This window comes from Pseudomonas sp. BW7P1, from assembly GCF_024981055.1.
Taxonomy (GTDB): domain Bacteria; phylum Pseudomonadota; class Gammaproteobacteria; order Pseudomonadales; family Pseudomonadaceae; genus Aquipseudomonas; species Aquipseudomonas bananamidigenes.
In genome coordinates this window covers 2,888,627-2,903,630 of the sequence record NZ_CP103374.1, presented here as the reverse complement: position 1 = coordinate 2,903,630, position 15,004 = coordinate 2,888,627, and the positions used below count along the sequence as shown (strand labels likewise).

15 protein-coding genes are annotated in these 15,004 nt (G+C 61.7%); 3 read left to right on the top strand and 12 right to left on the bottom strand.

Annotated features, from left to right (window positions below):
* The first annotated feature begins 241 nt into the window (after nt 1–241).
* Together ccoN and NWV16_RS13005 are read left to right on the top strand one after the other, a co-directional pair.
* Nucleotides 242–1,669 carry a cytochrome-c oxidase, cbb3-type subunit I gene (gene ccoN / locus NWV16_RS13010; RefSeq protein ID WP_260523359.1) on the top strand — a complete coding sequence of 476 codons (1,428 nt, stop codon included), beginning with the start codon at nt 242–244 and terminating at the stop codon, nt 1,667–1,669.
* A 15-nt stretch (nt 1,670–1,684) separates the two neighbouring features.
* Nucleotides 1,685–1,906: a cbb3-type cytochrome c oxidase subunit 3 gene (locus NWV16_RS13005; RefSeq protein ID WP_260523358.1), complete on the top strand. Its 222-nt coding sequence runs from the start codon at nt 1,685–1,687 to the stop codon at nt 1,904–1,906.
* A gap of 61 nt (nt 1,907–1,967) precedes the next feature.
* Here NWV16_RS13005 and NWV16_RS13000 read toward each other — a convergent pair whose 3' ends face one another.
* Entirely contained in the window at nt 1,968–2,477 is a 510-nt protein-coding gene (locus tag NWV16_RS13000) for a GNAT family N-acetyltransferase (RefSeq protein ID WP_260523357.1), read from the bottom strand.
* 387 nt (nt 2,478–2,864) lie between these two features.
* On the opposite strand from NWV16_RS13000, the gene NWV16_RS12995 reads away from it, so the two are divergent.
* Nucleotides 2,865–3,236: a DUF6124 family protein gene (locus NWV16_RS12995; RefSeq protein ID WP_260523356.1), complete on the top strand. Its 372-nt coding sequence runs from the start codon at nt 2,865–2,867 to the stop codon at nt 3,234–3,236.
* Between the two features lie 148 nt (nt 3,237–3,384).
* Here NWV16_RS12995 and NWV16_RS12990 read toward each other — a convergent pair whose 3' ends face one another.
* From NWV16_RS12990 to NWV16_RS12940, 11 genes are all read right to left on the bottom strand, one after another.
* Complete coding sequence (locus NWV16_RS12990; RefSeq protein WP_065259068.1) at nt 3,385–4,362, bottom strand: LysR family transcriptional regulator; 978 nt, start codon at nt 4,360–4,362, stop codon at nt 3,385–3,387.
* A 71-nt stretch (nt 4,363–4,433) separates the two neighbouring features.
* Nucleotides 4,434–5,366 (bottom strand): peptidylprolyl isomerase, encoded by a 933-nt coding sequence (locus tag NWV16_RS12985; RefSeq protein WP_409519383.1) that lies wholly within the window; start codon nt 5,364–5,366, stop codon nt 4,434–4,436.
* 11 nt (nt 5,367–5,377) lie between these two features.
* On the bottom strand, nt 5,378–5,842 hold the full coding sequence (locus NWV16_RS12980; protein WP_260523354.1) for a YbjN domain-containing protein: 465 nt from the start codon (nt 5,840–5,842) through the stop codon (nt 5,378–5,380).
* A 17-nt stretch (nt 5,843–5,859) separates the two neighbouring features.
* Nucleotides 5,860–6,489 (bottom strand): DNA repair protein, encoded by a 630-nt coding sequence (locus NWV16_RS12975; RefSeq protein WP_260523353.1) that lies wholly within the window; start codon nt 6,487–6,489, stop codon nt 5,860–5,862.
* Between the two features lie 17 nt (nt 6,490–6,506).
* A complete protein-coding gene (locus NWV16_RS12970) occupies nt 6,507–8,204 on the bottom strand; it encodes a putative porin (protein ID WP_260523352.1) in 1,698 nt (565 codons plus the stop codon).
* Nucleotides 8,205–8,243: 39 nt separating this feature from the next.
* A complete protein-coding gene (locus NWV16_RS12965; protein WP_065259063.1) occupies nt 8,244–8,948 on the bottom strand; it encodes an energy transducer TonB in 705 nt (234 codons plus the stop codon).
* A gap of 3 nt (nt 8,949–8,951) precedes the next feature.
* Nucleotides 8,952–9,377 (bottom strand): ExbD/TolR family protein, encoded by a 426-nt coding sequence (locus NWV16_RS12960; protein WP_007955109.1) that lies wholly within the window; start codon nt 9,375–9,377, stop codon nt 8,952–8,954.
* An 11-nt stretch (nt 9,378–9,388) separates the two neighbouring features.
* Nucleotides 9,389–11,188, bottom strand: coding sequence for a DUF2341 domain-containing protein (locus tag NWV16_RS12955; RefSeq protein ID WP_260523351.1), 1,800 nt, complete (start codon nt 11,186–11,188; stop codon nt 9,389–9,391).
* A 13-nt stretch (nt 11,189–11,201) separates the two neighbouring features.
* Nucleotides 11,202–12,797, bottom strand: coding sequence for a ShlB/FhaC/HecB family hemolysin secretion/activation protein (locus tag NWV16_RS12950; RefSeq protein WP_260523350.1), 1,596 nt, complete (start codon nt 12,795–12,797; stop codon nt 11,202–11,204).
* Nucleotides 12,798–12,870: 73 nt separating this feature from the next.
* A complete protein-coding gene (locus tag NWV16_RS12945) occupies nt 12,871–13,482 on the bottom strand; it encodes a transposase (protein ID WP_082302392.1) in 612 nt (203 codons plus the stop codon).
* 293 nt (nt 13,483–13,775) lie between these two features.
* Nucleotides 13,776–14,984: a DSD1 family PLP-dependent enzyme gene (locus NWV16_RS12940; RefSeq protein ID WP_260523520.1), complete on the bottom strand. Its 1,209-nt coding sequence runs from the start codon at nt 14,982–14,984 to the stop codon at nt 13,776–13,778.
* Nucleotides 14,985–15,004 lie beyond the last annotated feature (20 nt).

Below are 15,004 nucleotides of genomic sequence, written 5' to 3'. Positions count from 1 at the left end.
GATCACGGTTAAAACTGTGGATTTTTTACGACTATGGACGAACGGCGCAGCGCACAACAGATTCACCTGAACGCATAAAAACCGTATCAGGGCGCGGCAGATGGCCGCAGGCAAGGCCTTGATCTGATCCGCATAAATGAACAATTCCTGAGCCTGTTTTGTTTCCGGCAGCATTCCTACAGTGCAGCTCGTGCCAGACCGGGTGGCCTGGCAAGACTTTGCAACCGTGGAAGAATTGACCATGAGCACAGCAACAATCGGACAGGCTTATAACTACAAGGTCGTCCGCCAATTCGTTATCGCGACGGTTTTCTGGGGCGTCGTCGGGATGGCGATGGGGGTATGGATCGCCTCGCAACTGGTATGGCCGGACATGAATCTGGACTTGCCGTGGACCACCTTCGGTCGCCTGCGACCTTTGCACACCAGCCTTGTGATTTTCGGCTTCGCCGGTAGCGCGCAATTCGCCGCCAGTTACTACGCGGTGCAACGTACCTGCCAGGTGCGACTGTACTCGGACAAACTCTCCGCGTTCACTTTCTGGGGCTGGCAAGCGGTGATCGTGATCATGCTGATCAGCCTGCCGATGGGCTACACCACCACCAAGGAATACGCCGAGATCGAGTTCTCCGGCGCGGTGTGGATGGCCGTGGTCTGGGTCGCGTACGCCATCGTGTTCTTCACCACCGTGGTGCAGCGCAAGACCAGGCACATCTACGTCGGCAACTGGTTCTTCGGTGCGTTCATCCTGGTGATCGCCATGCTGCACGTGGTCAATCACCTGTCGATTCCGGTGGACTGGTTCAAGTCCTATCCGGTGTATTCCGGCGCCACCGACGCCATGGTGCAGTGGTGGTACGGGCACAACGCGGTGGGCTTCTTCCTGACCACCGGGTTCCTCGGGATGATGTATTACTTCGTGCCCAAGCAGGTCAACCGACCGGTGTATTCGTACCGGTTGTCGATCGTGCATTTCTGGGCGCTGATCACTCTGTACATCTGGGCCGGGCCGCACCACCTGCACTACACCGCGCTGCCGGACTGGGCGCAATCCCTCGGCATGGCGATGTCGTTGATCCTGCTGGCCCCGAGCTGGGGCGGGATGATCAACGGGATGATGACGCTGTCAGGCGCCTGGCATCAGTTGCGCACCGACCCGATCCTGCGCTTCCTCGTTCTGTCGCTGGCGTTCTACGGCATGTCGACCTTCGAAGGTCCGATGATGGCGATCAAGACCGTCAACGCCCTCTCCCACTACACCGACTGGACCATCGGCCACGTACACGCCGGTGCCCTTGGCTGGGTGGCGATGATCACCTTCGGTGCGACCTACCACATGGTGCCCAAAGTCTTCGGTCGTGAGCGCATGCACAGCACTCCGCTGATCAACCTGCACTTCTGGCTGGCGACTATCGGTACGGTGTTGTACATCGCGTCGATGTGGGTCAACGGGATTACACAGGGCTTGATGTGGCGGGCGATCAACGAAGACGGCACGCTGACCTACTCGTTCGTCGAAGCGCTGCAGGCCAGTCATCCGGGGTTCGTCGTACGGTTTGCCGGCGGGGTGTTCTTCCTGACGGGCATGTTGCTGATGGCCTACAACGTGTGGCGCACGGTACGGGTAGCGGATGTTGCGATTGCCCACCGGCAAGCGCAGATCGCCTGATCAAGGGAGCCGGTCATGTTCGATATTGTCTTGAATGTGTTGGGCGTGCTGTTCTTGTGGCTGTCGGTGGAGTATTGCTTGCGTCATGAAACGGCTGAAAGCCTGGATGATGCGAGTCTGACGCCGTTTGCGGATGATCCGGAGGTGGCGCGGCGGGTTGAGTTGGCTACCGGCAAGTCCGTGAAAGCGGTGGCGCCGGAAACGGCGAAGCCGGGCTGGATCAATCTCGACATGTAGCCGCAAATGGCTGTCCATTGTTGATCGTTCCCACCGCGTGGGAACGATCTTTCACAGCAATTCAGACCCTGCGCAGACGCGCCATGCTCAGGGTGTCGACCCACTGCCCGTCACGCACGGCGTAATCGCGGAACAGACCCTCGGTCTCGAAGCCGAACTTGCGGTAGAGCCCGATGGCGGCCTCGTTGTCGGCGTACACCGAGAGTTCGACCCGGTGCAGGTTCATCCAGTTATCGGCGATTTCCAGGGCTGCCGCCAACAGTTGCGACCCGACACCCTTGCCCTGCCACTCCACCGCGACACCCATACCGAAACTCCCGGCGTGGCTGCGGCGCACCCGCGAAAAAGCCTCCAGCCCGAGATGCCCGATCACCGCACCTTGATGCAGCGCCACCAGTTTCACCATTCGTTCGTTTTCCGGCATCAACCGTTGACGCCAGATCTCGGCAGACTGAAACGGCATCTGCAACACCTGCCGGGTCACGGCCGGGTCGTTGTAGAGCGCGGTGACACCTTCGACGTGGGACTCGCTGAAGCGTTCGAGGTGAATGGCGGGGTTGTGCTCAGGCATGAAAGATCCCTCCTGGATCAGTGCGTGGCCGGTCACTGTAAACCGCTTCTTCACGGATTCGCCATGACTGTTTAAATCCGTTGACCGAAACGTCCGGCAAGCCACAACGCCTTGCGCCATTGCCTACGCATCCGCCAGAATCCGCCGGCTTGTGAGCCTTGAGGGCCGGCTCTATCGTTTCCGAGTCGCTGACGAATCAGCGATCGGGTTTAGCAGCTCGGCAATTCTCAAGGCACGCTGATTTCGCCATTTCTGTTTTATGGCGGCTTGCGTGGGGCACTTCGGTGCGCCGGGATCCTTGAGCCTGGTCTGCTAACCCGCGTACAGCCGCCACCTCATTCGTTTAGCAGCGATGGATGACGGCTCCATTTCTCAAGGAGCTTCACAATGATCAAACCAACGCCAAACCCGCCTGAAACCGACCCGACCTCGCCCTACGAAACCCTCGATTCAAAGAAATTCCACCAAGCCGCCGACCGCGCCCTCGATCACTACCTCAATCCGTTCCACCCCAGAAAACCGCTGCTCAAACCCAACACCCGCTACCTCATCGCCCCCGGCATCGCGAACGAAGAACTGTTGGCCGACGCCTGCGAGACCCTGACCTCGGCCAAAACCATGGCCAGCGATTTCGCCGGGATGATCGATGCGCCGCAGCGGCATGTGCTGCTGGGCATCGGGCAGCTGATCATGCTGGCGGAACTGGCGGTGAACCGGGTGCTGGATAATCTGGAACTGAAGGCTGACGCAAACCTGTAGCCAAGTGAGCGATCGTGGCGAGGGAGCTTGCTCCCGCTCGAGTGCGAAGCGCTCGCAATGCTTTTGGGGGGCTGCTTCGCAACCCAGCGGGAGCGAGCTCCCTCGCCACAGATATCGCCAGACAAAAAGATCCGTCTTTTATGCGCGGTTATTCAAACCACTCCTGTCGTTCATTGAACGTACGCTGAATCAACTCAACCAACGTCTGCACTTCAGCCACATCCCGCGATGCGGAATTAACCGCCAACCACGCCTGCAACCGCATCGCCTCGTCAAACAACCCCGGCAACGCCACCAACCCGCGATCAAACCGGCTCATGTACATCGGCAGCAATCCGATGCATGCGCTGCATCGGATCATCTCCAGCATCAGCTCGTAGGACTGCATCTGCACCACGCCCGCCAGACGTTGCTCGACCAGATTGTTCCAGGGCCGAAAGCTGTCGATCTGCCGGTCATGCTGCCATTGCACCAGCATGAAATCGGCGAGGTCATCCGGACTTTCTGGCCGTGCAGTCACGCGCGAGTACCGTTTGGCGATGTGCGGCTGGTACTCCAGTTGTGCGAGGCGCTGCGGTTCGCTGGTCGCGAAGGTCGGGCCTGGATGCGGAGTGTCGCCATGGGCCAGCCAAAGCACGATGTCCGCACTGACGGCGCGCAGGGCCAGTTCGCTGTCGAGGGCGATGATCTCGAGGCGAACGCTGGCGTTGCGGCGCAGCAGCGCGATGAGGTCGCGGCCGAGGATATCGTGCAGGATCGATTCGGCAACGGCCAGCCTGATAAGGGGTTGCTCGATCACCGGGAGTTTGCGTTCGTGAGCCAAGGCCACCAGTTGCGCCTGTAATTGCTGGCCTTCGCGGGTCAGCGTCAAGGCGCTGCCCTGGAAGCTGAACAGCGCGCATTGCAGTTGCTGTTCCAGCTGCGCCAGTTGCTTGCGCAGCAGGGTCGAACGCACGTTGAGGCTGCGGGCAGCCTGCATGAAGCAGCCGCAACGGGCGCTGACCAGAAAGTATTGCGCGATGTCGCCCTCGATTTTCGCGACCTGCGCCAGCCAGGGTTCGGCCTTTTCCTGCGGCCAGCGAAAATCGGGGCTGCCCTGTCGTCCTGCGGGTTCGGTGAATGACATCGATGACTCCCTGTCGATCTTTGTGGTTTGCCTTTGCACACATCTCCTGTGGGAGCTGCGGTGAGTCTGAATTACAGCTTTTCCTCCAGCACCTTGTTGAGTTCTGCCCCGTCGATGCTCAGCGTCGCGGTATTGAGCATGCCGTCCAGATACGCTTGGGCGATCTGTTCCTGACGCTGGGCACGCAAGGCCTGGGTCAGTTGATCACGCAGTTCATCAAGGGTCGCGGTGCGCGCCGGTTGTTGTTCGGTGAGTTTGATCACGTGGAACCCGGCACTGCTTTGCACCGGGTCGGAAACCGCGCCGACCTTGAGTCGCGCCACGGTGCCACGCACTTCCGGCACCAGTTGCTGCAACGGTTGCAGACCGGTATCGCCGCCGCGCTCGGCCGTGAGGCGATCCTGAGAAAATTCCTTGGCCAGCGCCGCAAACTCCGCCGGGCTTGCCTGGGCTTTCTTGCTCAGTTCGACCGCCTGCTTGCGGACCGCTTCAAGATTCTGTGACTCGTTCACACCAAGGAAAATCTGGCTGACCCGGTACAACGCCGGGGTCTGCCAATTGGCCTTGCCCGCGTCATAGGCCTGTTGCAATTCGGCGGCGCTCGGGTAATCCGCCGGCACCTGACTGACCGAACGCAAGTAATCGCGAAAAACGATCTGCTCGGTGGCCGCACGGGTTTGCCTCGCAACGTCCGGACGCTGCGCCCAGCCCTGGGCATCGGCTTGTTCCAGCACGGCTTTTTCAGCCAGGCGTGAACGTATCCAGCGCTCCAGCGCCTCGCGATTGCCGCGCAATTGCTCGCGGGTCTGCGGTGGAACGGCCGCCAGCAACGCCTGCAACTCCTCCGGCGTGACCTGCTGATTGCCCAACCTCGCCACCGCCGGCCCGGCATTGGCGCCCACGATCGGCGCCGGTTGCTGGGCGGCGACCGGGTCATTACCCGGCCGCACCACCAGCGCCACGGCCACCACCAACAGCGCCACCGCAGCGGCGCTGATCACCATGGCAGGTTTCGTCACAGCGCGACTTCCTCTTGCTCAACCTTTGCAGCCTGGGCGGCGGCGTTCTGGGTGAAGTCACGCAGATACACGATGAACTCCTGCAGCAAGCGATCCCACAGTTCCAGGTTGCCACGCAGGTAATCGCTGCTGACGCCAGCGGCCACAACGACATCCATTTCCATCACCAGAAACTCGCCCTGCAACGACAACCGGGCAAAGCGGCGGGTCGCGTTCCACTGCTCGGCCACGCCCGCCGGCAGCTCACCCTGTACGCGCAGTGCGCAGCTGAAGGTGAAGTCGACGTAGCTGCCCTGCTCCGCCACCGCCGGGTTGCCGAAACGCACCGCGTAACCGATGCCCTGGCTGGCGCTGAGCAACTGGACGATGCCGTTCTGTTCCGTCTGGTTGACGCGATAACCGGCGGCTTGCAGGACTTCGGTCAGGGATTTCGGGGAAACGTGGCTGATCATTTGAGTCATGACTTCTTCCTTGTTCATCAGTGTGCGAGTGCCGCTTGCGGCGCATCGAATTGGGTCTTGTACAGTTCATCGCCAAAGCCCTGAGCCAGTTCATCGAACTTGACCCGGGCGCTGCCGGCGAAGGGCTGGCGGATCTTCATCACCTCGGCCACATCGATGTTTTCGTAGGCGGTGAGGATCTGCTTGGCCACGCCGTACATTTGCTGATTCTTGACCGAACATTGCTGCACTTGTGTGTCACGTTCGGCCAATTGCGCCTGAAGCTTAGACCGTTCTGCCTCTTTGGCACGGGCCATGACCAGCAACTCGTCATAGGCCTTCTTGAACTTGCCGATCTGCTCGTTGCTGGCTGCCACCTGCGCCTGGGCCTGGTTGTGCAGGCTTTGCTGCTGCCCGGCCAACTGCTCGGCGACACCTCTGGCCTTGGCCAGCTCGGCGGTCAGTTGCTTGATCTGCGCCTGGGCAGCCTTGGCTTCGTTCTGCGCCGCCAGTTGCGCGGCGCTGGCCTGGGCCTGCTGGCTTTGCAGTGTCTGCAACTGCTGGGTGGTGCTGCGCAATTGTGTGCGCAAGCGCTCTTCCATGCCTTCGGCGCTCGCCCCGGTGGCAATCAACATCCCGAGTCCAAGCCATAAAAAGCGGATTTTCATAACCCTCTCCCGGCGCCCTAGAAGCGCGTGTTGATCTCGAGCTGCAAGACGTCGATGTCGAACGGCGCGCCATACACCGCCTCGGTGCTCATCCAGCGGCCGGTGGCGTAGACATTCTTCGCCAGACCGTAATTGCCACCGAGGATGTAGCCCTTGGCGTTGGTGCCGCCGAGGTGGAACGACGAGTCGTTGAAGCCGTCCGGCAAGGCATCCGGCTGGATGTACTTGTAGCCGGCGAACAGGTTCCAGTCGCCCTGCTTCTTCAGGTCCAGCGCGTTGCCCAGAGTGAACTGCACCATCCACGCATTGGCACCGCTTTCGATGTCGCCGCTGCTGTCGAGGTTGTTGACCAGTTGCCCCGCCGAGCGCTTGCGCATGTCGCCTTCGTCGTAACCAAGGTTGTGGATGTAGTTGCCCTGGCTGCGCAGTTTGAAGTCGGCGGGCAGGTCGGCGTCCCAGACCAGGTTCAGGTCCAGCAGGTTGAACTCCGAGGCCAGACCGACGAATTGCGGCTGCGGCGTGGTGGTCGGGTTGAGCGGGTTCGGCGTGATGTCACGCAGCAGGAATACGCTGTTGCCCTTCTGCATGAACGCCGCACGGGTGCCGTCACTGTCGCAGCCCGGCGCGCCGGCCCAGGGTTCGCAAGGGCTGGAGCGCTGGCCTTCGATGTCATCGAAACGGTAATAGGCCAACGCGCCTTTCAAGCGGTGGTTGCTGTTGATCGCCCACTTGGCGCCGATCTGCGCGCCGTACAGCCATTTGTTGTCGCTTTCTTCCTTGTCGAAGCCGTTGCTGGTGGTGGTGTCGTTGGTGTAGTCCACCGGGAACGCGCCGACGGTGCCGAATACGCCCCAGTCGCGGCTGAGCTTGTGGTCGAAAATCGCCGCCACGCCGTCGAAGTTCAGGTCGTTGGAATACAGCATGTCGGTGGACATGAACGGGTTGGCAAAGCGGCCACCGGTCAGGGTCAGTTCATCCGACGGTTTCCAGGTCAGGTAACCCTGATCGAGCCAGATGTCCTTTTTGGCAAAACCGCCGCCGAGGTTCTGGGTGGTCGACACCGGGTTGTTGTCGGAACCTGTGCCGATGCGAATGCCGGCGGTCCATTGCGGCGAAATCTCCGCTTTCATGCCCAGACGCGCACGCAGGCGGAACACGTTGGTGCGGTCTTCACGGGTGTTGAGCAACGGCGGCAAGGCTGTGCTGCTGTTGGGGTTCACGTCGTACGGGCCGTTGTTGTTGAGCTTGGCGAAGTCGACGATTTCGTTGCTGTTGCTGCCCGAGTAGTAGCGCGATTCGTCCCGCAGACGAATGTCGCCGTCGAAGCTGATACGTGATGCCCAGTCCGGGAACGTGTTGGGCGTCGCCCAGTTTTCCTGCTTGGCGGTGGCCATGACTTCAGCCTTGACCTGATCGCGGATCTGGTCGCGCACCGCTGCCGGCACGTATTGCACCCGCACATCGCCCGGGGCGGCGACCGGCCCGGCTGCCACGGCAGTCGGCGCCGCAGCCTGTCTGGCCTGTGCCGCTTCGTTCTGGGCCTGGGCGATCAAAGCGTCGGCCTTGTCCTGTTTCAGAATGCCCTGCTCGACCAGCAAGCGGATCAGATTGATCGTGGCGTTCTCCGAGGGCGCAGGCGCTGCCGCGGCCTGACCGACGAGGGTCGCGATGACCATGCCGACCGCCAGGGACAATCGATTCACGTTGGAAATCATCTGCACACAACTCCTTTTCATACAGCTTTATGAATTCGGTTAACCCGGACGCCGCCCTTGCAGGGACATGCGCACGGGCAAGGTGATGGAGGCCGGTGGCCGTTCGCTCAAGGCAGGCGCATTGCGCAGCGCGGCCAGAACCTGCGTATCGATGTCCGGGTGGCCGCTGGACTTGACCAGTTCGACCCGGGTGATTTCACCCACGCTGCTGAGCCACACATCGGCCTGCAGCGAAAACGCGAGGCTGCGCAGGTCCGGGTTCTCCCGCAGCAGCTTCTGAAAGGTGAACGCGAGGAACTGGCTGTACGTGCCGTTGCCCACACGTCCACCACCCGCACCGGCCATGCCGCCGCCCTTGCCCGCGCCGATGTTGAAAGCGTCGTTGCCACTCTGGGCATCGCCGTCCATTTGCATCGGGTTGGCCAGGTCGTCCGCCGGTGATGGCGGCGCTTCTTCCTCGGGTTTCACTTCCTGTGGCTCGGGCGTCGGCTCGGGCTCGACGACTTTTTCTTCCACCGGGGTTTCCGGCTCCGGCGGTTTTTCCGGTGGCGGAGGTGGCGGTGGCGGCAACGGAATGATCGTCGGCACCTTCGGCGCTTCACGGCGGATGCCGCTCATGTCGTTGGCCCACTGCCACAGGAACCACGCGGCGAGTGCGCCGAGGATCAACCCGGCGCCCCACTTCACGTAGCGCACGGGCGATTTCTTCACCGGCAGCGGTTCGATCGGCATCTGTGCAGTCATGACTCAGCCCTGCGTCGGTTTGCCGGTGACGAGACCGACCTGGGACAGTTCGAGCCGGCGCAACAGATCCAGCACTTCGATGACTTTCTGGTATTGCACCGTGGCATCGCCACGCACGATCACCGGGAAGTCCGGGTTCTGCGCCTTCTCGATGCGCAGGCGCTCTTCCAGCTCCGGCAGGGTCACCGGGTAGGCGTCGAGGAACACCTGGCCGCCGTCGTTGACCGAAATCGCCTTGGTCTTGGCCTCGGACAGCGACACCGCGGCGCTGGCCTTGGGCAGGTTGATCTGGATCCCGGAGACCTGCGCGGTGGCGGTGAGGATGAACATCACCAGCACCACCATCAGCACGTCCACCAGTGGCGTGATGTTGATGCTGTCTACCGCTGCATCTTCATCATCGTCGTGGGAGGCATTTACGGACGCCATGTCAGTGCTCCTCAGGCCGGTACGGAGTGGTTGACGTGATGGCCGCGCTGATGCGCCGCTTCACTGGACTGACCTTCGCCGTGCATCTCCGCCAGACGGGTGATGAACTCGTCGACGAACACGCGCATGTCGGCGCTGACTTCCTTGTTGCGGGTGATCAGGCGGTTGTAGCCAAACAGCGCCGGGATCGCGACGAACAGCCCCATGGCCGTGGCGAGCAACGCAGCCGCCATACCCGGGGCGATGGCGTTGATGTTGACGTCACCGGCCATGGCCGTGCCGAGAAACACCACCATGATCCCCAGCACGGTGCCGAGCAGGCCGATGTAGGGGCCGCCGGCAATCGCGTTGGACAGGGTCGAGAGTTTCGAACTCAGTTGCTGGTTTTCCCGGGTGCGCACACCGTCCATGGAGCAGCGGATGGCTTCGATGGTCGCGGCGGAGACGGACGAAGTGTCGGCCCCTTGCTCGCGGCGGGTGCGGATCTCTTTCACCGCCACTTGGTACAGACGCCACAGCGGCGAGTGCTGCAAACGCTGGGCGAGTTGCGCGTCGTCGGCAAACATTTCCAGGCGCGTGCCGACCTTGGCGAATTGCTCGCGAAACGCTTCGTTGGCAGCGGTGACACGGCTGAGGGTGCGGTTCTTGCGCAGCATGATGAACCACGACTGAAACATCATCAGTACCAGCACCGCGATGATCACCCACGCATCCACCGGCACGGCATTGAGCAGGAAACCGAGGCTGCCGAAACCGAAACCGGACTGTTCTTCATCGACCCCGTAGGCCACCAGTTTCGACTCGGCGCCCTGGGAAGTAGCGTCGGCCAGCAACAATGGCGTCGGACGGGCGACTTTCGACAGGCGCAGTTCATCGATGGCGCCCACGAACGGCTGGAACGCGCCCGGTGAAAGGTCCGCACCGATGGCCATGACCGAATTGAACGCCGGCATCGCTTGAGCGAGCGCTGCGCTTTCACGGCCGTTGATGTACAGCGTCACTTTCGAACCTTCGGCGGTCAGCGCGACATGCTGCCATTGACCGGGATTCAGCGGTTGCGTGGCGACAGCACGCTGACCGCTGATGTCCACGAACGGCACACCCTGATTCACACCGATCAGCAGGCTGTTGGCGCCTTCGCGGCGGGCCAGGATCAGTTGCTCGCCACCGGCCTGATCCAGACGCAGCCAGGCACTGAAGGTGAAGGCGCTACCGGCGTTGTGCTGCAGCGACGGACTGGCCGGCAGCAACAACGGTTGGCCGCTGAACTGCAGGGCCCGCCCCACTACGCCGTCGATGGCGGCGCCGGTTGCGCTCTGCGCGGTGTTGCCGTAAGCGGTGGTGTCTTTTGCCGGGGTGCCGGTGGCGCCGTCGAAGTGATAGAGCGCGGTGTAATTCGGATCGAATGTCAGTTGGCCGTTACCGGTGGCCGGTGCTTTCGGGTTGCCGTAGTACATCCAGATGTCCTGGCGCTGACCGCCCTCGACATTCGGCACATCGACCCAGATCAGCGCCATGCCCATCAGCGCGTCGAAGCTTTCGATCTGGTGGTTGAGCACGGTCTTGTCGTCGGCGGCGACAAAGCGCAGGTCCGAGCCGTCCTCTTTTACGCCGTCGAAGGTGAAATTGCCGGTGTGCAAACGCACCAGCAGCGCCGTGCGGCCCAGGGCCTGATTGATCCCGGCACCTTGTGGCGTGGTGTCGACGGCGATCTGTTTGCGGTAATGCCAGTCGTCCTGCCACCACGCCTGAGCCGTGGCCGGGAGCACGAAGCCCAGGCAGATCAACAACGAAAGAATGAGGCGCTGCATGGAACGTGCTCCTTTAGAAAGTGGCTTGAAGGTTGAAGTGCAGGCGCGATTCCTGTTTCGAGGTGTTCGGCCCTTCGAGTAGCGGATAGCCCCAGTCGACGCTGCCGGACAGCCACTTGCTCAGGCTGGCGCGGGTGCCGAGGCCGACACTGGCCAGGGCGTAACTGGCGTCCTGGTCCGGCAATTCGTCGCGCAGATACAGTTGCGCGCCTTCGGCGAAGGCGTAGAAGCGCCAGTCCTGCATCCAGGTGCCGGCGTACTTGGCCAGCGACGGTGTGCGGACTTCCTGACTGAGCAATACGCCGTCATCACCGGTGCGCTCGGCGGCCAGATACCCGCGTACCGACGTCGCGCCGCCGGCGGAGAATTGTTCGTTGGAAACCAGTGGGCCCGAAGCCAGCTGGAACGCGGCTTTGCTCGCGCTCTGCCAGTCGTTGTCGAAGGTCCAGGTGAAACTGGTGTCGCCCTTGAGCACGGCGAAACTCGGTTTGGCGCGGTAGCGCTTGTAGTCGAATTCTTCGTCGGAACTGCCGTAGCCGAAAATGCTGCGGGTAGCCGCAACGAGGCTCAGGCCGAGGCCGAGCTGGCTCTTTTCGGTGTAGCGATAGCCGTTGTAGGCGAAGGTGAACGGCGCGTATTTCAGCGGCACCTTGTCGCTCTCGCCGGACAGGGTCAGGCGTTCGTCGAAGTCCTTGAAGTCGATGCCGGCCGACAGCGAGTTCGACCAGCTGCCGCTGGACGCAATCGTGTAGATCGCCGACACGCCGTAGGAATGGCCCTTGCCGAGCACGTTGCTGCCGCCGATGGTGGCGACGTTGCTGTCGGATTGATAACCGGAGAACTGCACACTCCAGCGGTCGGTCAGCGGCGCAGTGTACGAGCCGGACCAGACCTTGGCGTTGTCGGTGTCCTGCGGTGCGGTGAAGTAGGTCAGGTTGAGGCTGTGGCCGAGTTGCCAGAGGTTGTTATAGCCAAGGCTGGTCACGGCGCGCAGCTTTTCGGTGTCGGCGCTGTAGTCGTTGTTCAGACCCACGCTGGCGGTCCACGGGTTCTGGTCTTCGACCTGCAGGTCCACGTCCATGGTGCCGGGGCGCTGACCTTCGCGAACCAGCGGCATGACCTGCCTGCCCGGGGTCTTGTTGAGTTGCGCCAGTTCGCCCTGGACCTTGGCGAAGTCCGGCACCTCGCCCTCTTTCAGGGCCGGGACGTTGTCGCGGATGTCCAGCGGCGAATAGTGTTTGGCGCCGACCACCCGCACCCGGCCGACCTTGGTTTCGCTGACTTGCAGGTAAACGATGCCATCGGCCACGGCTTGCTCCGGCAGCTCGACGAACACCGATTGGTAGCCGCGTTCCTGATAGGCCTTCTGCAAGGCATCGCGGGCGCCTTCGATGTCGCTCAGGGCTTTTTGCGGGCCGAGGAACGGGTACACCGCTTCTTCGATGGCTCGGGCATCGAGCACAGTGTTGCCGCGCACGAAGTATTCGTTGACGTCCACCAGACGCTGCGCCGGTTTGTTTTCGGCCTCGTCGGCGAACGCCGGCTGCACGCCGGCCGTCACCAGCAGCCAGCCCCACAGCGCCAGCCGTGACGTGAAAATCTGCTCCACACTACCCCCTGAAATTCGCGATGACCTGTTGGCGTCTCGGCGCCCTGTGTATTGCGTCGGTTGCTGGCCGCTGTCAGTTGCTGACGTGCGGGGCGCAGGCGTGCTTGCCGAGCCAGGTGTGCAGCAGCGCGAAGTTCAAGGAGAACTCGGGCATTTGCAGCAAGGCACCGCAGAACACTTCACCAATGACTTTCTGAATGAGCAGCACCGCACGAGGCTCGTTGAGCAGCGTGGCGATGTCGCGACTGAGGACGTTGTAGCTCCAGACTTTCTGGTTCAGGCCCAGGCCGACGAACCAGCGGAACAGCAGGTTGTAGTTGAGTTGCTCGAACAGCTGCTGCTCGCTCGGCACCGAATACAGCAGTTGCAGGAGCAGGATATGCATGACCGTTTGCGCCGGGATCAGCATGCCGGGCCGGGCGTTGAGCTCGTGCAGGAGATCGGCGTGAGCGTCGAACAGGTCGTCGATCTGCGGGCGCAGCAGCACCAGCGAATGACCCGGCGGAATGTAGCTGGAAACCTCTTTCAAGGCGCCCTGCCAGTCATCCTGCGACACGATCCAGACCCACGGCGCGCCGTAGCGATACACCGAAACCGGCTTCTTGCGCGCCGCTTCGACGATCTTCGACAGGCGTTGATCGAGTTCCTGCATGCCCACTTTCGAGTAGCGTTCCATAGTCCCCATTGCCTCACTCCCGGCGTCCCGCCTCGGCTTGTGAAAAGCGCCCCAAGGGCCCCTCAAGCGCGTTACATAGGCATGACCGGACTGGCGATGTGCTACCGAACTTTTGTCATAAAAGCTTCATTACAGACATTGCTGAAGGTTTTGCAAACACCACAAATCCTGTGGGAGCTGCGGTGCGACGATTCGACTTGCCAGCGATTGCAGTCTGTCAGCAAATAAATGGATTGCTGACCCGACGCTATCGCTGGCAAGCCAGCTCCCACAAGAGTTCCAGTGATTGATGGAATCCTGCTTCAGGTGTAAACCGGCCAGGTCTCGACGATCTTGCCGCCACGCATCGCCAGCAAGTCACCGAATTGCAGGAGAACGGCTTCGGTCTGCGTCGGCCGCAGAAAGACCTGATCCTCCACCGTCAGCCCCACCGCATTCGAACCATTGACCATCTCCTGATTCGAGCTGCGTCCGTAAATACCGTTGCTCTGAAGCCCCGGCGGCGATTCGAACTCGGCCATCCAGTTGCCGCCATAAATGAAGAAAGTCTGACGCTGGTTGGCGTCCCACCACGAGAACAGTTTCGACTTGTCATCCAGCGCCGGGATGTTTACCGCGCCGGTGCTTTTCAATACCGGGGTGGCGATGTAAGTAGCGGGCACATGTTCGACCAGCGACGGCAAATCGTAATGGGTCGGCTTGAGCATCGCCGTGCCCACCGACACTTCAGTGCTCAGATGTTCGTTTTCATGCATGCGATAACTCGGGCTGCCGGCGGTGTTCAGGCACAAGCCGTCGCGCCACAGCGCCGGATATTGCTGCCGGGTGAAGTCGACGCAGCGCTGATAAATCACCATCACCTTGGCGAACAGTTCTTCGGGTGATCCGAGAATCCCCGGCACGCCCATGCCCACGAACGGGTCGTAGCCCATGAACCCGGCAAACTCCAGGTGCTGCGGGTTGGCGGCGATCAGCGCAAGCATCTGCCCGAGCACGTTCAGATCGCTGACGCCGCCCCGGTGCAGGCCGACGTCCAGCTCGATGTTGATCCGCATCCGCGTACCCAGGCCTCGGGCCAGTGCGAGGTATTGCTGCAGACGTTCGGGATTGTCGAGCAGCCATTGCAGCTGCTTCGCCGGGTCGAACGGGCCTTTGTGGGTCCGATAGAACAACTCGGCCGAGCGCACCGGCAACGGCTTGCCGAGCAGGATGTCGGACTGCGGGTAAACCTGCGCGTCGTGATTGAGAAACGGCTGATGAAACGACATCAATCGCTGCGTCCCGGCCCGTTGCCCGATGTAGCTGAGCAGTCCTGGCGATGGCAACGATTTCTCCACCAGTCGCAGGTGTTTGCCGCTGCGTCTGACCGAGCCCATGACCACGTCAATGTTGTGGTCGAGGCGATCCAGATCGATCAGCAACACCGGGCGCATCGGGCCTTTTGCTTTCAGCTCGTTGTTCAACGCCCGAAAATATTCGCTGTAAGGGCCGCCGCGATCCCCCGGCCGCAGCCACGCGCCAACGCCCACCA

Bases quoted from the DNA above. Each gene is read 5' to 3' on its own strand.
- ccoN (WP_260523359.1), top strand. From the start codon at position 242: ATGAGCACAGCAACAATCGGACAGGCTTATAACTACAAGGTCGTCCGC.
- NWV16_RS12960 (WP_007955109.1), bottom strand. From the start codon at position 9,377: ATGGCGTCCGTAAATGCCTCCCACGACGATGATGAAGATGCAGCGGTA.
- NWV16_RS12990 (WP_065259068.1), bottom strand. From the start codon at position 4,362: ATGTCATTCACCGAACCCGCAGGACGACAGGGCAGCCCCGATTTTCGC.
- NWV16_RS12975 (WP_260523353.1), bottom strand. From the start codon at position 6,489: ATGAAAATCCGCTTTTTATGGCTTGGACTCGGGATGTTGATTGCCACC.
- NWV16_RS12985 (WP_409519383.1), bottom strand. From the start codon at position 5,366: ATGGTGATCAGCGCCGCTGCGGTGGCGCTGTTGGTGGTGGCCGTGGCG.
- NWV16_RS12945 (WP_082302392.1), bottom strand. From the start codon at position 13,482: ATGGGGACTATGGAACGCTACTCGAAAGTGGGCATGCAGGAACTCGAT.
- NWV16_RS12955 (WP_260523351.1), bottom strand. From the start codon at position 11,188: ATGCAGCGCCTCATTCTTTCGTTGTTGATCTGCCTGGGCTTCGTGCTC.
- NWV16_RS12980 (WP_260523354.1), bottom strand. From the start codon at position 5,842: ATGACTCAAATGATCAGCCACGTTTCCCCGAAATCCCTGACCGAAGTC.
- NWV16_RS12995 (WP_260523356.1), top strand. From the start codon at position 2,865: ATGATCAAACCAACGCCAAACCCGCCTGAAACCGACCCGACCTCGCCC.
- NWV16_RS12970 (WP_260523352.1), bottom strand. From the start codon at position 8,204: ATGATTTCCAACGTGAATCGATTGTCCCTGGCGGTCGGCATGGTCATC.
- NWV16_RS13000 (WP_260523357.1), bottom strand. From the start codon at position 2,477: ATGCCTGAGCACAACCCCGCCATTCACCTCGAACGCTTCAGCGAGTCC.
- NWV16_RS13005 (WP_260523358.1), top strand. From the start codon at position 1,685: ATGTTCGATATTGTCTTGAATGTGTTGGGCGTGCTGTTCTTGTGGCTG.
- NWV16_RS12965 (WP_065259063.1), bottom strand. From the start codon at position 8,948: ATGACTGCACAGATGCCGATCGAACCGCTGCCGGTGAAGAAATCGCCC.